17 protein-coding genes are annotated in these 18,093 nt (G+C 66.0%); 10 read left to right on the forward strand and 7 right to left on the reverse strand.

What is annotated here, in order from left to right; all coding sequences use genetic code 11:
* Positions 1-145: 145 nt before the first annotated feature.
* On the reverse strand, positions 146-724 hold the full coding sequence (locus tag ABQZ09_RS12210) for a DUF2059 domain-containing protein (protein ID WP_349776998.1): 579 nt from the start codon (positions 722-724) through the stop codon (positions 146-148).
* Positions 725-778: 54 nt separating this feature from the next.
* On the opposite strand from ABQZ09_RS12210, the gene arfB reads away from it, so the two are divergent.
* From arfB to lepB, 6 genes are all read left to right on the forward strand, one after another.
* Positions 779-1,210: an alternative ribosome rescue aminoacyl-tRNA hydrolase ArfB gene (gene arfB / locus ABQZ09_RS12215; protein WP_017156432.1), complete on the forward strand. Its 432-nt coding sequence runs from the start codon at positions 779-781 to the stop codon at positions 1,208-1,210.
* 2 nt (positions 1,211-1,212) lie between these two features.
* A complete protein-coding gene (locus tag ABQZ09_RS12220) occupies positions 1,213-1,842 on the forward strand; it encodes a lysophosphatidylcholine acyltransferase (protein WP_039406796.1) in 630 nt (209 codons plus the stop codon).
* A gap of 72 nt (positions 1,843-1,914) precedes the next feature.
* Positions 1,915-2,193, forward strand: a complete 279-nt coding sequence (locus ABQZ09_RS12225; RefSeq protein WP_052209994.1) for a hypothetical protein — start codon at positions 1,915-1,917, stop codon at positions 2,191-2,193.
* Positions 2,194-2,379: 186 nt separating this feature from the next.
* Positions 2,380-3,390 (forward strand): isoaspartyl peptidase/L-asparaginase family protein, encoded by a 1,011-nt coding sequence (locus tag ABQZ09_RS12230; RefSeq protein WP_349776999.1) that lies wholly within the window; start codon positions 2,380-2,382, stop codon positions 3,388-3,390.
* 299 nt (positions 3,391-3,689) lie between these two features.
* Entirely contained in the window at positions 3,690-5,858 is a 2,169-nt protein-coding gene (gene dcp, locus ABQZ09_RS12235) for a peptidyl-dipeptidase Dcp (RefSeq protein ID WP_349777000.1), read from the forward strand.
* Positions 5,859-6,078: 220 nt separating this feature from the next.
* Complete coding sequence (gene lepB, locus ABQZ09_RS12240; RefSeq protein WP_349777001.1) at positions 6,079-6,708, forward strand: signal peptidase I; 630 nt, start codon at positions 6,079-6,081, stop codon at positions 6,706-6,708.
* Between the two features lie 78 nt (positions 6,709-6,786).
* Here lepB and ABQZ09_RS12245 read toward each other — a convergent pair whose 3' ends face one another.
* The gene (locus tag ABQZ09_RS12245) at positions 6,787-7,716 is read right to left on the reverse strand and encodes an oxidoreductase (RefSeq protein WP_349777002.1); all 930 of its coding nucleotides are present in this window, start codon (positions 7,714-7,716) and stop codon (positions 6,787-6,789) included.
* Positions 7,713-8,741: an MBL fold metallo-hydrolase gene (locus tag ABQZ09_RS12250; protein WP_503019065.1), complete on the reverse strand. Its 1,029-nt coding sequence runs from the start codon at positions 8,739-8,741 to the stop codon at positions 7,713-7,715. The genes ABQZ09_RS12245 and ABQZ09_RS12250 overlap by 4 nt, the downstream gene beginning before the upstream one ends.
* A 124-nt stretch (positions 8,742-8,865) precedes the next feature.
* On the opposite strand from ABQZ09_RS12250, the gene ABQZ09_RS12255 reads away from it, so the two are divergent.
* Positions 8,866-9,498, forward strand: a complete 633-nt coding sequence (locus tag ABQZ09_RS12255) for a TetR/AcrR family transcriptional regulator (RefSeq protein WP_228313297.1) — start codon at positions 8,866-8,868, stop codon at positions 9,496-9,498.
* A gap of 142 nt (positions 9,499-9,640) precedes the next feature.
* Here ABQZ09_RS12255 and ABQZ09_RS12260 read toward each other — a convergent pair whose 3' ends face one another.
* The 4 genes from ABQZ09_RS12260 to ABQZ09_RS12275 form a co-directional block, all read right to left on the reverse strand.
* On the reverse strand, positions 9,641-10,003 hold the full coding sequence (locus tag ABQZ09_RS12260) for a VOC family protein (protein ID WP_184368762.1): 363 nt from the start codon (positions 10,001-10,003) through the stop codon (positions 9,641-9,643).
* A gap of 73 nt (positions 10,004-10,076) precedes the next feature.
* The gene (locus tag ABQZ09_RS12265) at positions 10,077-10,802 is read right to left on the reverse strand and encodes a helix-turn-helix domain-containing protein (protein ID WP_228313298.1); all 726 of its coding nucleotides are present in this window, start codon (positions 10,800-10,802) and stop codon (positions 10,077-10,079) included.
* Between the two features lie 244 nt (positions 10,803-11,046).
* Entirely contained in the window at positions 11,047-12,309 is a 1,263-nt protein-coding gene (locus ABQZ09_RS12270; RefSeq protein ID WP_228313299.1) for a cation:proton antiporter, read from the reverse strand.
* A 366-nt stretch (positions 12,310-12,675) separates the two neighbouring features.
* On the reverse strand, positions 12,676-13,632 hold the full coding sequence (locus ABQZ09_RS12275; RefSeq protein WP_039406770.1) for a LysR family transcriptional regulator: 957 nt from the start codon (positions 13,630-13,632) through the stop codon (positions 12,676-12,678).
* A gap of 118 nt (positions 13,633-13,750) precedes the next feature.
* Between ABQZ09_RS12275 and aceB the strand changes: the two genes are divergently transcribed.
* From aceB to ABQZ09_RS12290, 3 genes are all read left to right on the forward strand, one after another.
* Positions 13,751-15,367, forward strand: a complete 1,617-nt coding sequence (gene aceB, locus ABQZ09_RS12280; RefSeq protein ID WP_349777004.1) for a malate synthase A — start codon at positions 13,751-13,753, stop codon at positions 15,365-15,367.
* A gap of 162 nt (positions 15,368-15,529) precedes the next feature.
* Entirely contained in the window at positions 15,530-16,825 is a 1,296-nt protein-coding gene (aceA, locus tag ABQZ09_RS12285) for an isocitrate lyase (RefSeq protein ID WP_047694435.1), read from the forward strand.
* Between the two features lie 190 nt (positions 16,826-17,015).
* Positions 17,016-18,092 carry a GGDEF domain-containing protein gene (locus ABQZ09_RS12290; protein ID WP_349777005.1) on the forward strand — a complete coding sequence of 359 codons (1,077 nt, stop codon included), beginning with the start codon at positions 17,016-17,018 and terminating at the stop codon, positions 18,090-18,092.
* Position 18,093: the final 1 nt, after the last annotated feature.

Below are 18,093 nucleotides of genomic sequence, written 5' to 3' on the forward strand. Positions count from 1 at the left end.
GCGCGCCCCGGCCCGCGCAAGCAGCACGGGCGCTCCAAGGCACGCGCGCCAATGGCGCGCAAGCGCTGCCTTCTGGCCCCGCACGGAGAGGGGCGAGAGCTGCGCTCTTACGAATCCCCAATCCCCACTCCCGAATCCCCGCCCCTCAGGGCCTCTTCGCCGGTGCCGGCTCGTTGACGATCTTCTCCAGATCCTTCTGCAGATCGGCAAACAGCGGCAGCATCTTCTGCTGGATGGCGCCCATCAGGTTCTGGGTCAGGGCCGGGGTCTTGTCGAGCAGGCTCTGGCCGGCCGAGCTCTCGTAGAACTCGGCCATCGCCAGCACGTCCTCGCGCGAGAACGAGCGCTTGTAGATATCCACATACATCGGGCGCAGCTCCGACCACGACAGGGCCTTGCGCACGGTCTGGCGGGTGCGCTCCTGGATGCGTTGCAGCTGCGCCTGCTGGTCGCCGCTGAGCTGGCGCTGCGCGGTGAGCTGGGCGAACTGCTGCTGCTGCATCGCTTCGATCTGCGGCAGCATGGTGTCCAGCATGGTCTGCGCGCGCGAGGCGGCCAGCAGACGGTTGACGTCGGCATCGCTGGGCGCCTGCGCCAGCGCGGAAGGGGCCGCCACGGCCAGCAGGCCGAGCAGCAGCAGCCGGCGGGCAAGGCCGCGTGCGGCAGCAAGCGAAAAAGAAGGTGTCATCGGAGCATCCTGCAAGCGGGGAACCGGCGGCAGCATACGGGAGCCGGCGTTCGCGCGCGCGTCCACGCTGCTGCCGATACAATCGGCGCAATGGCCAGCGACCCGATCCAGATCACCCCCAGCCTGACGATTCCGCCCAGCGAACTCGTCGAACGCTTCGTGCGTGCCAGCGGCGCAGGCGGGCAGAACGTCAACAAGGTGTCCACTGCGGTGGAGCTGCGGTTCGACGTGGCCGGGTCGCCCTCGCTGCCCGAGCCGTTGCGGGCGCGGCTGCTGTCGCGGCGCGACCGCCGCATGACCGCCGAGGGCGTGCTGGTGATCGATGCGCAGCGCTTCCGCACCCAGGACCGCAACCGCGACGATGCGCGCGAGCGGCTGGTCGAGATCATCAGCGCGTGCCTGTCGGTGCCCAAGCGCCGGGTCGCCACCAAACCGAGTCACGGTGCCAAGCTGCGGCGGCTGGATGCCAAGCGTGAGCGCAGTCAGATCAAGCGTGGACGCTCTGCGTCCCACTGGGAGTAAGCGTGAGTCAACCCGACCCGTCGTTGCCACCGGTAACACAGGCCAACATCCTGCTGCAGCCATCCCCGCCCAGAATGCCGCGTGCGCACGGCCGTTTCGGCCGCTGGCTGGGCCGTACCGCCCTGCGCCTGACCGGCTGGCGCCTGCTCGGGCGACTGCCCGACGAGCCCAAGCTGGTGATGATCGTGGCGCCGCACTCCTCCAACTGGGACGGCTTCCTGGGCTTTGCCGCCAAGTTCGCGCTCGGCTTCGAGGTGCGCGTGCTGGGCAAGGCGCAGCTGTTCTGGTGGCCGCTGGGCCCGCTGCTGCGCAAGCTCGGCGGCATCCCGCTGGACCGCAGCTCGCCGCAGGGCACCATCGGCCAGGCGGTGCGGCTGATCCGAAACTCCGAACAGATGTGGTACGTGATCACCCCCGAAGGTACGCGCAAGCGCGTCGAACACTGGAAGGCCGGTTTCTGGAAAATCGCCTCCGATGCCAAGGTACCGATCCTGCCGGTGTACTTCGATTACCCCAGCAAGACCGTGGGCATCGGCGAGCCGTTCTGGACCGGCAACGACATGGCCGCCGACATCGCCGCGATTCGCACCTGGTACCGGCCGTGGCGCGGCAAGCATCGCGATACGTTGTGAGGGCAGTTGGGAGGTGCGTATGCGCCTTCCAGCAGCTGACCGGCGCCACCCTACGCGCGAGAAGAGGCACGCATGCAGCTCACCAACTTCCTCGTCATGGATTTCAACGGCGATTTAATCGAGGCGGATGCCAACGGTCACCACGTAGCGTTCTGCTGCTTCACCTGCTTTCATCCCGTCATCGCCAATGCACTGGAAGACCAGCGCGGAAGCGATGAGGAGCATCTTGCATTCTGTAAAGGTTGCAACACCGGCTACTTCCTGGACGTTCGCCCGGCCAAGGAGAAGCTCTACGTCCATAGTGCAGACAGCACTGGCACTTCATTCGACCTGAGCGCGCTCGATCCATGAGCTGAAGACGCGACCGCGCTTATTTGGTTTGATGCATTTTGCGGGCGATCAGAGTGCTACGGTGGCATGCGTGTAGCCGATGTGGCGTATCGGTACTGATACGCATGTCCAGGCTGCCTTCGTGAGCGCGCTTGCCCTATCGTCCGGCACCGCCGGTCCAGTCAAGAGTTGCAGTGAGGAAGCACCATGATCGCTCTGTTCGCTCGCGCCTTATTCCTGTCGTTGCTGCTATGTGCCGGCCCCGCACTGGCGGCCACACCCATGCTGGTCATCCACGGCGGCGCGGGCGTGGAGAAATCCAGCCTTTCACCCGACGAACAAACCCAGGCCCGTGAGGCGATGCAGCGCGCGCTGCGCGCCGGGCATGCGGTGTTGAATGGTGGCGGCAGCGCGGTGGATGCGGTGGCCGCCACCATCACCGTGCTGGAGGATGCGCCGCAGTTCAACGCCGGTCGCGGTGCGGTGTTCACCCACGACGGCAAGAACGAGCTGGATGCGGCGATCATGGACGGGGCCAGCGGCAAGGCCGGTGCGATCGCCGGCGTGCACGCGGTCAAGAATCCGATCCAGCTGGCGCGCAGCGTCATGGACCGCTCCAGGCACGTGATGCTGGTCGGCGAGGGCGCCGAACAGTTTGCGCGCGAGCAGGGCATCACCCTGGTGGACCCGAGCTACTTCCGCACCGACAAACGCTGGCAGCAACTGCAAAAAGCGCTCAAGGCCGAAGCCGGCGACCGCCAGGCCCAGGCCGCGCTGGAGCTGGAAACCGCCAAGCACTTCGGCACGGTCGGTGCACTGGCGCTGGATCGCGACGGCCATCTGGCCGCCGGCACCTCCACTGGCGGGATGACCAACAAGCGCTATGGCCGCGTGGGCGATGCGCCCATCATCGGCGCCGGCACCTATGCCAACAGCCAATGCGCGGTGTCGGGTACCGGCTGGGGCGAGTTCTATATCCGCGCCGTGGCCGCCTATGACATCTGCGCACGCATGAAATACGCCGGCCAGTCGTTGCAACAGGCGGCCGAGACGGTGATCGATCAGCAGATCCCCGCCGCCGGTGGCGACGGCGGCGCCATTGCGCTGGACGCGCAGGGCAACATCGCGTTTCCGTTCAATACCGAAGGTATGTACCGCGGCTGGATCGGCGCCGACGGCACCCCGCATGTGGCGATCTTCAAGGACGAGACGCTTTGAGGGAGCACCGCGCGCCGGCACGGTGCGTTGGCTGTCCCGCAGCGCTACCACCGTCGGAACGGTACCGATGGCCAGCTTTCGCTCCTGTCGCCGCATACCACCGCCGCTTGCCTGGCTCGCCGCCTCGTCCTTCTCCCGCACGCGGGAGAAGGTGCCCGAAGGGCGGATGAGGGCACGCACCCTCGGCCGCCTCTGTCCGCACATCGCCATTCATCAATCCCCCAGCCAACGGCACATGCCGGCGCCGCCCAAACCCGCTAGCGTGGCCGGCTGCACTACCCACTCAGGAATCACACGCCATGTCGCGTACCGTCGTTCTGGCCGCTGCCATCACCCTGGCGCTGGCCGCTTGTTCTGGAAAAGAGCCATCCGGTAAGGAGTCCACCACCGTGCCCGAGAAGACCGCCACCGCCCCGGCTGCGGACGCTGCACCGAACCCGTTGCTGACCGCCAGCACGCTGCCGTTCCAGGCGCCGCCATTCGACAAGATCAAGGACAGCGATTATCTGCCGGCCTTCGAAGAAGGCATGCGCCTGCATCTGGCCGAGGTGCGCAAGATTGCCGACAACAGCGAGCCGCCCACCTTCGACAACACCATCGAAGCACTGGAGCGCAGCGGCGAGACGCTGACGCGTGTGTCGCGCATCTTCTTTGGCCTGGTGCAGGCCGATACCAGCGATGCACGCCAGAAGATCCAGGAAGAGATCGCGCCCAAGCTGGCCGCGCACGAAGACGAGATCAACCTCGATCCCAAGCTGTTTGCGCGCGTCAAGACCATCTACGACCAACGCGACACGCTGAACCTGGATCCGGAACAAAAGCGCCTGGTCGAGCGCGACTACGAAAACCTGGTACGCGCCGGTGCGCAGCTCTCGGATGCCGACAAGGACAGCCTGCGCAAGCTCAATGTGGAAGAAACCACGCTCTCCACCCAGTTCCATACCCGCCTGGTGGCCGCCTCGGCTGCCGCTGCGGTGGTGGTGGACGACAAGGCCAGGCTCGATGGACTGAGCGAAGGCGACATTGCCGCCGCCGCCGAAGCGGCCAAGGCGCGCAAGCTCGATGGCAAGTATCTGCTCACCCTGCAGAACACCACCCAGCAACCGGTGCTGGCGTCGCTGAAGAGCCGCGAGCTGCGCGCCGAAGTGTTGAAGGCGTCTGAAACGCGCGCGGAAAAGGGCGATGCCAACGACACCCGCCAGACCATCCAGCGCCTGGCGCAGCTGCGAGCGCAAAAGGCCAAGCTGCTCGGGTTCGACAGCTATGCGGCCTACAGTCTTGGCGACCAGATGGCCAAGACCCCGGCCGCCGCGCTGAAATTGCTGACCGACACCGTGCCGGCTGCCACCGCCAAGGCGCGGCGCGAAGTGGGCGAGATGCAGAAGGTGATCGATTCTCAGAAGGGCGGCTTCAAGCTCGCCGCCTCCGATTGGGACTTCTACGCCGAGCAGGTGCGCAAGGCCAAGTACGACCTGGACGAGTCGCAGATCAAGCCGTACTTCGAGCTGGACAACGTGCTGCAGAACGGCGTGTTTTATGCCGCTACGCAGTTGTACGGCATCACCTTCAAGCAGCGCACCGATATCCCGACCTACCACGCCGACATGAAGGTGTATGAAGTCTTCGATGCCGATGGCACCTCGATGGCGCTGTTCTATACCGACTACTTCAAGCGCGACAGCAAGTCCGGTGGCGCATGGATGGACGTGCTGGTCGAACAGGACGGCCTCACCGGCGCCAAGCCGGTGGTCTACAACGTGTGCAACTTCACCAAGCCAGCCGCGGGCCAGCCGGCCTTGTTGAGCTTCGACGATGTGACCACGCTGTTCCATGAGTTCGGCCACGCGCTGCATGGCATGTTCTCCAAGGTGAAGTACCCCTCGATCGCCGGCACCAGCACCTCGCGCGATTTTGTGGAATTCCCCTCGCAGTTCAACGAACACTGGGCCTCCGATCCCAAGGTCTTCGCCAACTACGCCAAGCACTACCAGACCGGCGCGGCGATGCCGGCCGAGCTGGTGGAGAAGATCAAGAAAGCCAAGACCTTCAACAGCGGCTATGCCACCACCGAGTACCTGTCGGCTGCGCTGCTGGACCTAGCCTGGCACACCCAGCCGGCCGATGCGCCGCTGCAGGACGTGAGCAAGTTCGAGGCCGATGCGCTCAAGCGCTTCAAGGTGGACCTGGCCGAAGTGCCGCCGCGTTACCGCAGCACGTACTTCGACCACATCTGGGGCGGCGGTTATTCGGCCGGTTACTACGCCTACTTCTGGTCGGAAGTGCTCGATGACGATGCGTTCGAATGGTTCAAGGAAAACGGTGGCCTGACCCGCAAGAACGGCGACACCTTCCGCGCCAAGATCCTTTCGCGCGGCAATACCGTCGATCTGGCCACGCTGTACCGCGATTTCCGCGGCAAGGATCCCAGCGTCAAGGCGCTGCTGGAAAACCGTGGCTTGACCGAGTGAGTGATCGAAACAGGTGGTTGCACGGGTGATGTGCAGCCAGCATCGAAACGGGATGGCCATGTGCCATCCCGTTTTCGTTTGCGCGGGCCGCAGCACATCGCAGTTGCGGCTGAGCAAGCAGATCAACGGGGCCATGCCTTTCGTCACTTCCGTGCGCCCGCCACCCACGCGCATTGTCGGGGAGAGCCAACGCGGCTCCCCCTGATCGGACAGGTCTGCCATGAACCCATCACCTCTCGCACGCTCCCGTGTGCAGCGCGCCGCACACTGGTCGCGCAAGGAATTGTTGCCGCTGCTCGTCATGCTGGTGCTGTTGACCGCCGCGCGCTCCTCGTTCGCCAATCACTACCAGGTGCCCACCGGCTCGATGCAGCCCACCTTGCAGCCGGGCGACCGGGTGGTGGTGGACATGCACGCCTATGGCTGGCGCGTGCCGCTGAGCAACCGCATCGTTGTCGATGGCGAGCAACCGCAGCGCGGCGAGGTGGTGGTGTTCGATTCGCCGCGCGATGGCACGCGCCTGATCAAGCGCGTGGTGGCGGTGGCTGGCGACCGTGTCGACCTGCGCGATGGCCATCTGTCGATCAACGGACAGCCGTTGCAGAGCGATGGCGACGGTGCGCACGAACGTTTTGGTGCGCGTGTGGCGCAGCTCGACCTGGATGCCGGTGGCGGCCCGGACCTGCACGCGGTACAGGTGCCGGCCGGCAAGCTGCTGGTGATGGGCGACCATCGTGGCAACAGCCTGGATGGGCGCTATTTCGGCTTTGTCGATGCGGCGGCGGTGTATGGCAAGGCGGTGGCGGTGTATTACCGGCGCGGCGACGGGCTGGAGTGGATCCTGCTGTAAGCGGCGCGCGATTGCTCCCCGGCGCTGCATGCAAGCAGGCACGCTTACCGGCGGCGCAGACCACGGCTCCGCCTGAGCTCAGAACGCCACACCCGCCAGCGTGCAGGAGGTCTCCCACAGGCGCGCAGCCACGTGGCGGTCGTGGGCCTGGCGGGCGATCTTTGCCGGGGCCGGGTCGCCTTTGAGCTCGAACAGGCCGTCCGGGCCGTAATACCCACCGCCCTGTGCCTGTGGCGCGGTGGCGGCATATAACGTGGGGAGGGCGCCGGCCGCGGCCGAGTGGCTGAGGTAAGGCCCCAGCAAGGCGGTTGCCGCGCCAAGCGCCGTACGGCGGCCACCGGCGGCCGGCCCGTTGGCGATCAATGCGGTCCGTGCAACGCCGGGATGTGCGGCGACTGAGTGCAGCCCCCAGCCCTGCGCGTCGCTGCGCCGCTGCAGTTCCATGCTGAACATCAGCATCGCCAGTTTGGACTGGCCATAAGCCTTCCAGGGGCGATACGGACGCTCGGTCTGCAGGTCGTCGAAATCGATGCGGGCCTGACGGTGGGCCAGACTCGACAGGTTGACCACGCGTGGCGCCACGGCCGCACGCAACAGCGGCAGCAGCTGCGCAGTGAGCGCGAAGTGCCCGAGATAATTACTGCCGAACTGCAACTCCATACCGTCGGCGGTGGTCTGCCGCTGCGGCGGGGCCATCACCCCGGCGTTGTTGATCAACAGATCCACCCGTTGCTGGTGCGCGGCAAGCCGATCGGCAAACGCGCGCACCGATGCCAGTTGTGCAAGGTCCAGGGTTTCAACGCGCACCGTGGCGGCGGGATGCGCGGCCAGCAGTGCCTGCCGCGCGGCCTCGCCCTTGGCGGCATTGCGCGCGGTCAGCACCAGGCTGGCGCCGGCACCGGCCAGGGCCAGCGCAGTTTCATAGCCCAGCCCACCTGGGCTGGCACCGGTAATCACGGCCACCCGCGCCCGCTGCGGGGGCAGGTTGGCCAGCGTCCAGCGGCTCACCGCGCCACCGCCAGGGTGTCGGGCAGCGCGCGCCACCAGCGTTCGCCGGTGGCCGGGCGGCGCAGGTCCACGCGCTCGCCCATGTGCGGGGTGGCCAGCGGTACCTGCGCGTCCGCCGCCAGGGCGACGATGCGTTCGAACGGCTCGGTCCACACGTGCAGGGCCAGATCAAAGGTGCCGTTATGGATCGGCAACAAGGTGCGGCCGCCCACGTCCAGAAACGCCTGCAGGCTCTGCTCCGGTTGCATGTGCACGTCCGGCCACATGTGGTCGTAGGCGCCGTTTTCGATCAGCGCCACATCGAACGGCCCCAGCCGCTCGCCGATTGCCTTGAAGTGCGGGCCGTAGCCGCCGTCGCCGCTGAAGAACACGCGCAGGTCGTCCTGCTGGATCGCCCACGAGCACCACAGCGTGCGATCGCGGTCGAACAGGCCGCGCCCGGAAAAGTGCCGCGACGGCGTGGCAGTGAGCGTAATGCCGTCGATCTGCACCGACTGCCACCAGTCCAGCTGGCGCACCTTGGCCGGATCCACGCCCCAGCGCACCAGCAGGTCGCCCACGCCCAGCGGCGCGACGAACGCGCCGACGCGCTCGGCTAGCGCGGCAATGGTGGCCCGGTCCAGATGGTCGTAATGGTTGTGCGACAGGATCACGCCGGCCAGGGGCGGCAGGTCATCCAGCGCAATCGGTGGGGCATGGAAGCGCTTTGGGCCGGCAAACGCAAATGGCGAGGCGCGCCGGGAGAACACCGGGTCGGTCAGCCACAGGCCGCTCCCCAGTTTCATCAACACCGTGGAGTGACCGAGCCGGAACAGGCTGCGGTCCGGCGCGTTGTGCAGGTCCGTGGCGGTCAACGGCACAATCGGCAATGCCTGCGACGGCACCGTGCGCGCCGGCTTGTTGAACAGCACCTGCCACAGTAGCCGCAGGCCTGCCAACACGCCGGGAGTACTCAAGGTGGTGGGTAGCGCGTTGCGGAACCGCCCATGACGAAACTGCGGCGAAGAGGCGTATGGCAGTGGCAGGGATTGGGTAGGCACGACGGTATCCGGCGTAGAGGTGGTGTATCGAGATATTGGAAACACAAATTACACTACACAGTGTAGTTTTATTCTGGGGAATGTAAACCGCCCGGTGTAACATTGCGCCATGTCCAGTTCATCCGATTCGGCGCCGGCGCCGCAGCGGCTCACCGACCGCAAGCGTCACGCCATCTTGGAAGCGGCCAGTGTCGAGTTCCGCCAGCATGGTTTCGAAGCCACCAGCATGGATCGCGTGGCCGCCTCCGCAGGCGTGTCCAAGCGCACCGTCTATAACCACTTCCCCAGCAAGGACGTGTTGTTTGGGGAGATCCTGCGCGGCTTGTGGCAACGCAGCGCCGAGGCGGTGAGCCTGGCCTACCGCCCCGACCAAGCATTGCGCACGCAATTGACGCAGTTGCTGCAGCAGAAATTACGCCTGCTCGACGACGCGGCATTTATCGATCTGTCGCGCGTGGCGATAGCCGAAGGTATCCACTCGCCCGAGCGCGCACGCGCGCTGCTGGCCCAACTGGGCAGCAAGGAAGAGGGCACCACCACCTGGCTGCGCGCCGCACTGGCCGATGGCCGCCTGGCGCCGGTGGACCCGGACTTCGCCTCGCAGCAATTGCAGGCGCTGGTCAAGGGATTTGCGTTCTGGCCGCAGCTTGCGCTGGGGCAGCCGCCGCTGACGCCCGGGCAGCAGGTGCAGGTCGTCGAATCGTCGGTGGAGATGTTTCTGGGGCTTTACGGGCGCGAATGAGCGGCCGGGGGCGAACCGGCGCTGGCTATTGACGGGCATTGGGCCGGCAACGCTGCAGCGCAGGTTGCCGGCTCACGGCGGCCGGATGCAGAAGCCTTCGCCGCACCACGTGGCCTGGGCCGGAGCATGCCAGGCAGGCCAGTCACGCCTCGGCCAGCTCCTGCGTCCACACCGCCAGCGCGTACCCGTCAGGGTCGGTGAAGTGGAAACGCCGCCCGCCCGGGAATGCGAACACCGGGCGGGTGATGGTGCCGCCAGCGGCTTCGATGCGTGCCTGCGAGGCCGCCAGATCGTCGGAGGCCAGAACCACCAGTGCGCCACCCGGCTGCGCGGTTCCATGGAAGAAGCCGCCGCTCAGGCGGCCATCGCGGAATTCGCAATAGTCCGGTCCGTAGTCCTGAAACGTCCAGTCGAACGCTGCAGCGTAGAAGGCCTTGGCGGTGGCGATAGAGGCCACGGCAAATTCCAGATAGTCGATACGGTGATGCTGTGCGCTGTGTTGCATGGCGATGTCCTCGCGGTCGGTGGCTGCACAGCGTGCCCTGCGCAGCGACCTGGCGGCTTGGCGAAAACGGCCATCACCGTGCGTGTTGCTGCACCAGCTCACGTGGACTCAGCTGGGCAAGCAGGCGCGCATCGCGCACCAAATGCGGTGCATCGCCATACCCGGCCTCCAGCGCGGCGGCGGTCAGCGTGGGCTGGCTGGCTGCCAGCCGCAGGAAACGCTGCAGCCGCAAGATCCGCTCCAGCATCTTGGGGCCATAGCCGAATGCTGCGTGACAGCGCCGCCGCAGCTGCCGCTCGCTGATCTCCAGGCTTGCGCACAACGCCGGCAGGCGCGGCGCTGCAGGCCCGGCCAGCTGGGCGAAGGTGAAGGCCATCTGTTGGTCCACGGCCACCGCGCGGTGACGACACAGCGCATGCAACGTCTGCAGCACGTCGCTGCCATCGCACAGCTTCTGTTGCCAATCGCCTGCATCGCGGCCCCACAGCGCATCCAGTGCCACGCGCTGGTCGGCAATATGGTGCAGCGGAATGCCCAGCACACCGGCAGCCGCGCCTGCAGTCAATCGCACGCCGGTGAGCACGGTGCCGGCGGCTACGCAGGCCATGGTCGCGACATGGTCAGGGCCGGCGACGAACAGTGCAGCGCCATCCCAGATCAGGTCGACGCAGCCGTCCGGTAACACCCGCACCGGCGCATTGGCGGCACCTTGCCGATGGCGCCAGCTGCAACGCAGCTGGGTGCGCAACTCGGGCGGAGGTGGGAGCTGCGTATAGCGGGACCGGGTTTCTGAGGACATGGCGGCAGTCTGTGGCACAACCCGTCAACGCGCCTGGCGGAAGAACTGTGCTGTGAAGCGGATGCCGCCGATGCGGCAATCGCGCAGCGCAATCCTCCTTGCCACCCGCGTTACCGGTGGTGGCAAGGGTGCTTCACGTCCTGCCGGTGCGATCGCGCGCGAGCAGTGCGGTGTCGACGCGTAGCTCGCATGACTGCCTGTGCGCGCTGATGCAACGTCGGCAAGTGCAGCGGCAGACAACACGTCAGTGACCCGAACGGTCCGCTTGCATGCCGTCGGCCGAGGCCGCATGGCGCCGGCCATGAAACCAGGCCACCATCGGCGAGGTCATCACCGTGGTCACCAGCGTCATGCCGAACAAAAGCGTGAACAGGTCCGGGCCGATCACGCCGCTGTCCAGGCCGATCTTGATCACCACCAGTTCCATCAGGCCACGTGCATTCATCAGCGAGCCGACGGTGAGACTATCGCGCCAATCGTGCCCGCTCAGCCGCGCGCCCAGCGTGCAGCCGGCCAGTTTGCCGGTCACCGCCACGCCGATCACCAGCACGAAACCGGCGATGCCGGCGCCGGCAAACGCACTGGGGCTGGTGGCCTGGCCGGCGACGGCAAACAGCACCGGCATCAGCAAGCTGATCGCCAACGGTTCGATGCGTCCGGCCAGATGCTCCAGCAAACGGTCGTCGCGCGGCAGGCAGATGCCGAACACGAATGCACCGAAGATCGCATGCAAACCGATCCATTCGGCCACCGCCGCGCAGCCCAGCAGGCCGATCAACACCCACACCAGCGCAGTGGAGGCATAGCCGCCATCGCTCGCTCGCGGCCGCAGCAGTCGCGCATACGCCGGCTTGAGCACACCGAACACCAGCGCGATCAAGACCAGCGCACCGGCCGCAGTAAATGCCACGCCGCCGTGCGCAGTGTTGCCGGTGAGCGTGAGCACGATTGCCAGGAAGATCCATACCGTGGCGTCGTCGATGACCGCCGCGCCCAGCGCCAGACGGCCGGCCGGCGTGCGGGTCATGTTGCGATCCTTGAGGATGCGCGCCAGCACCGGAAATGCAGTGACCGACATGGCTGCCGCAATGAACAGCGCAAACGGCCAGAAGCCGACGCCGTGCGGCGCAAAGCGCGGAAACAGCCACGGCGCAGCGGCCAGGCCCAGTGCCAGCGGCAACACGAAGCCCGACACACCAACCAGCACCGACGCGCGCACCTGTGCCTTGGTGCCTTCCGGTGCACGCAGCTCCACGCCGACGACGAACATGAAAAGCACCACCCCCAGATTGGCCAGCCCCGACAACGGTGGCAGGCTCTTGGCGGCGAACAGCGCGCCATGCAGCTCCGGTAGCCACGCGCCGAAGGCGATCGGGCCCAGCAACAGGCCGGCCGCCATTTCACCGATGACAGGCGGCTGCCCGACCCGTTGCAATAGCGCACCACACAGGCGCGCCGCCCCCAGAATCACTGCCAACTGCACCAGCAACAACGTGGTCGGATTCATTGCGTCAACGTTCCATTGGTTGAGTCGGCTCGACGTGCGGGTCGAGCGCGCTGTATGCGGTCCGTCGTCCCCTGGACAGACCACGCGCTCGTGCGCTCATGCTCCAGCGTAGTCGCCGAGTGTATGCGGACGTCATTGCGTCGTGCATAGCGCGATCACGCATCGCGCGCAATGTCGCCTCGAACGGCGTGTAGGAGCCACACACCGTGCATCGCCGTCCTGTCGCGTTTGCTGGATTTGTTGCACAGCACACGGCGCCTGCGCAATCGACACATGGCACGTGGCAACCTCGGCCGCGACGCACACTCACGTAGCGGGGCGCGCCAGCAAATTCAGGTGATCGCGTGGCGTCGATCACCTGACGGCTTAGCGCTCCGAGTCGCCGCTCTCGTCATAGCCGCGCGGCGTAAACAGATCCGGCTGGATCAGTTCGATGAAGGCGCGTGCCTGCGGCGACAGATACTTGCCCTTGCGCACCACCACGCCGTAGCTGCGGGTAGGAAAAAAGTCCTTGAGCGAGCGTGTGGCCAGTTTGTCGCGATCGGCATCGGTGACGCAGATGGCGGTCACGATGGAAATGCCCATGCCCATCGCCACGTACTGCTTGATCACCTCCCAGCCGCCCACTTCCAGCGCCACGGTGTAGGGCACCCGGGCCTGTTGAAAGATCAGGTCGACCAGGCGGTAGGTCACCTGCCGCCGCGGCGGCAGGATCAACGGATACGGCGACAGATCCTGCAACGACACCGTGGGCTTGTGCGCCAGGGGATGGTCGGGCGGGGTGATCAACAGTTGCTCGAAGCGGTACACCGGTGCGTAGTTGAGGTCGGCTGGCACGTCCAGCATCGAACCGACCGCCAGATCCACCGCATCCTCGCGCAGCAGGTCGGTGCCGTCGGCGCTGATCGCGTTGTGCAAGGTCAGCCGCACATCCGGATGGCGCGCGCGGAAGTTTTCCACGATGCGCGGCAGCAGGTACAGGATGGTGGAACTGTTGGCGGCAATGGTCAGCTCGCCCGCATCCAGCCCGCGCACCTTCTCGCGGAAGCTCGCCTCCAGCCCATCCAGGCTTTCCACCAGCGGCAGCGCCATGTCGTACAGCAGCTGTCCCTCGCGGCTGGGCGCCAGCCGCCGCCCGGAGCGCTCGAACAAGGGCACCCCCAGGTCGCGTTCCAGTGCCTGCAGTTGCAGGGTCACCGCCGGCTGACTGACGTACAGCGCCTCAGCAGCCCGTGAGACCGAGCCCAGTCGCACGGTCTGACAGAACGCCCGCAGCGGCTTGAGCCGATCAGATTTGTAGGAAAATCGCGGGGTTGGCGCCATACCGATGGGCGATCATTGCTTGATATAAGTGCAGCTTATTTACAGCATTGATAAAACTGCTTTGTCAAATAGTCCGTTGGCGCGCACGGTGCAGGTCCGGACGCACAAGGAACTCCCCATGTCTGCCACCGCTTTTGCTCCACGTCCTACCGACCGCGCCACGCCAGGTCTGTCGCTGACCACCCAGGTCGCCGGGCAGGCAGAACTGCTGCCGCCAGCGGCGCTGGCGCTGCTGGTCTCGCTGCACCGCGCGATCGAGCCCGGCCGTCAGCACCGTCTGGCCCAGCGGCGCGCCCGCCAGGCCGCCTTCGACGCCGGCCAGCTGCCGGACTTCCGCGCCGACACCCGGGCCATCCGCGAGAGTGACTGGCGCGTTGCGCCCTTGCCGGCGGCATTGCAGGACCGCCGCGTCGAGATCACCGGCCCCACCGACCCGAAGATGGTCATCAACGCGCTCAACTCCGGCGCCAAGGTGTTCATGGCCGACTTCGAGGACTCCACCGCACCGACCTGGCGCAACCTGCTCGCCGGCCAGCGCACCCTGGCGGCCGCCGTGCGCGGCGATCTCAGCTTCGATGCGCCCAACGGCAAGCACTACGCACTGCGCCCGGAAGCCGAGCGCGCGGTGCTGATCGTGCGCCCGCGCGGCTGGCACCTGGACGAAAAGCATGTCCACATCGACGGGCAGCCGCTGGCCGGCGGCCTGTTCGATGCGGCCCTGTTCGCCTTCCACAACGGCCGCGCGCTGCTGGCCAGGGACCGCGGCCCGTATCTGTATCTGCCCAAGCTGCAGAGCATGGAAGAAGCCGCACTGTGGGAAACGGCGCTGTCGCATATCGAAGCGATGCTGGGCCTGCCGCATGGGCAGATCAAGGTGACCGTGCTGATCGAAACGCTGCCGGCGGTCTTCGAGATGGACGAGATTCTGCACGCACTGCGCGAGCGCATCGTGGGCCTGAATTGCGGGCGCTGGGATTACATTTTTTCGTATCTGAAAACCTTCCGTGCGCACCGCGACCGCGTCCTGCCCGAGCGCGGCCAGGTCACCATGACCCAGCCCTTCCTGAAGGCGTATTCGGAACTACTGATCAAGACCTGCCATCGCCGCGGCGCGCATGCGATGGGCGGCATGGCCGCGCAGATCCCGATCAATCACGACGAAGCCGCCAACGAACAGGCGATGGCGCGTGTGCGTGCCGACAAGCTGCGCGAAGTCAGCGCCGGCCACGATGGCACCTGGGTGGCACACCCGGCGCTGATCCCGGTGGCGATGAAACTGTTCGACGAGCACATGCCCACCGCGCATCAGCAGCATGTGCTGCGCAACGACGTGCAGGTGACGCGCGACATGTTGATCGCCCCGTCGCAGGGCACCATCACCCGCGCCGGCTTCGACGGCAATGTCGAAGTCTGCGTGCGTTATCTGGCTGCCTGGCTGGACGGCAATGGCTGTGTGCCGATCCACAACCTGATGGAGGACGCGGCCACCGCCGAAATCAGCCGCGCGCAACTGTGGCAGTGGCTGCATCACGGCCAGCATCTGGATGATGGCACCGCCATCGATCAGCACCTGCTGCAGGCCACCTTGCGTGCGTTGCCGGCCCGGTTGGGCGCCACCACCACGTTGCCCGGCGCCGCCCGCATCGATGAGGCGATCGCCTTGCTGCAGGAGCTGAGCGTTGCCGATGCACTGGCCGACTTCCTCACCGTGCCGGCATACCGCCTGATCGATTGATCGCTGCCGCGGCACCGCCACCGCGTATCGCCGCAGCTCCCGCCCCACCGCAGCACACCGCCCGTTGCGCGCCACCGCGCAACGATGGCCTTGCCTTGCCGCGTGCGCCGTCGGGCACGCCGCTCCCCGTTCCATCCGTCGTCCCTCTCAGGAGAACGCAAGATGAGCACCACTCTGCAAAGCGCCGAACAACTGCAGCAGGACTGGGCCAGCAATCCGCGCTGGACAGGCATCACCCGCAACTACACCGCCGCCGACGTGGTGCGCCTGCGCGGCACCGTGCATGTCGAGCACTCGCTGGCGCGGCTGGGCGCCGAAAAACTATGGACGTCCCTGCATGCCACCCCGTTCGTCAACGCGCTGGGCGCCTTGACCGGCAATCAGGCGATGCAGCAGGTCAAGGCGGGCCTGAAGGCGATCTACCTGAGCGGTTGGCAGGTGGCGGCCGATGCCAACCTGGCCGGGCAGATGTATCCGGATCAGTCGCTGTACCCGGCCGATTCGGTGCCGGCGGTGGTCAAGCGCATCAACAACACCTTGCTGCGCGCAGATCAGCTGCATCACGCCGAAGGCAACGATGACATCGACTTCCTGCAGCCGATCGTGGCCGATGCCGAAGCCGGTTTCGGCGGCGTGCTCAATGCCTTCGAACTGATGAAGGCGATGATCGAAGCCGGCGCCGCTGGCGTGCACTTCGAAGACCAGCTGGCCTCGGTCAAGAAGTGTGGCCACATGGGCGGCAAGGTGCTGGTGCCCACGCGTGAGGCGATCGAAAAGTTGAACGCCGCGCGCCTGGCCGCCGACGTGCTGGGCGTACCGACGCTGCTGATCGCGCGCACCGATGCCGAAGCAGCCGACCTGCTCACCAGCGATGTGGATGCCAACGATCAGCCGTTCACCACCGGGCAGCGCACGGTCGAAGGTTTCTTCAAGACCCGCAACGGCCTGGACCAGGCGATCAGCCGTGGCCTGGCCTACGCGCCCTATGCCGATTTGATCTGGTGCGAAACCGGCAAGCCGGACCTGGCGTTTGCGCGCGCCTTTGCGCAAGCCATCCATGCCAAGTATCCGGGCAAGTTGCTGGCCTACAACTGCTCGCCCAGTTTCAATTGGAAGAAGCACCTGGACGATGCCACCATCGCCAGATTCCAGACCGAGCTGGCCAGCTACGGCTACAAGTTCCAGTTCATCACCCTCGCCGGGTTCCATGCGTTGAACCACAGCATGTTCCAGCTGGCGCACGGTTACGCCCGCAGGCAGATGAGTGCGTTTGTCGACTTGCAGCAGGCCGAATTCGAAGCGGCCGATCGAGGCTTCACCGCGGTCAAGCATCAGCGCGAAGTCGGCACGGGTTATTTCGACGCAGTGACGCAGGCGATTCAGCAGGGCCAGTCGTCCACCACCGCGCTGCGCGGCTCTACCGAAGAAGAGCAGTTTCACGGCGACAAGGCCGCCTAGCTGCAGCGGGCGGCCAGACGTTCGCCACCCCGGGAGGGGGAGGGGCCGGAAAACCGGGCCCCTTTTTTGACAGCAATACCCGTCATTTCGTCTCTTCGCCTGTGAGAAAGAGTGTGACCTGGTACTGAACAAGGGGGTCCTGTAGGATTTGTCCATGGGCTAACGTTGTAGGCCGGCCTAAGGAAACTGGATGACTTGCCACAACTCCACAGGCGCAGTCGAGCCGACGGGAAGCGTTGCCAAAACGCTTTCGGACGGGCTGCACGCGTCGATGACTGCCGAGGAACTTGCATTTTTTGCGCGTTTTGGCCGGCTGCGCGACCTTGCCGCGGGCCAGGCGCTGTTCGAGCGCGGCGCGATCGGCACGCAGATGTTCATCGTGGTCAGTGGCCAGATCGACTTGGATTTCGGCGAAGACCTGATGCTCAAGCATCTGGGCCCGGGCGAGTTTTTTGGCGAGCTCGGCCTGCTGATAGGCGACCATGCGCGTAGCGCGGGCGCCAGTGCGTCGATGGACAGCCGCCTGATCGAACTGGCACACGCCGATTTCCAGCGCCTGGTCGACCACGACCCGTCGATGGTGGCGCATTTCCTGCGCCGTTCCATCGTGCGTGTGGTCAATAACGAGCAATTGCTGATCCGCCAGCTGCGCCGCCGCAACCATGACCTGGAAGCGGCGCTGGACAACCTCTACGTCACCTCGCACCAGCTCAACCATACCGAAGAGCTCAGCCGCACCGACGAGCTGACCGGGTTGCACAATCGCCGCGGCCTGGCGCTGTATCTGCAGGAATGCCGCCGCGCCGGCAACGTGCCCGGCGTTGGCCTGATCCTGATCGATTGCGACCGCTTCAAGCGCATCAACGACGAATTCGGGCATCTGGCCGGCGACCGCGTGTTGCAGAACGTGGCGCACGCATTGCGGTCGGTCATCGCCGAAGGCGATCTGGCCTGCCGGCTCGGCGGCGACGAATTCTGCGTGCTGGTGGCGCAAGGCACGCGCGAGTTGGTGCACCACATCGGCGAATGCATCGTGCGCGCGGTGGAAGCGCGGCTGTGCAACGGACCGAGCGAGCAAGGCTGCTCGGTCAGCGTCGGCTTGTGCATGATCGATGCGGATGCGGCCTGGAACGATTGGTACACCCTTGCCGACAGCGCCCTGTACGAAGCCAAACGGCAGGGCGGCAACGTGCTGGCCATGCACGATGCGATCGCATCGGCGATCTCGCCGCCGCCCGGTACCACGCCCGATTCGGGCCATCGTTAAG

It is taken from the genome of Xanthomonas sp. WHRI 6106, assembly GCF_040202405.1.
GTDB classification, from domain to species: Bacteria; Pseudomonadota; Gammaproteobacteria; order Xanthomonadales; family Xanthomonadaceae; genus Xanthomonas; species Xanthomonas cannabis.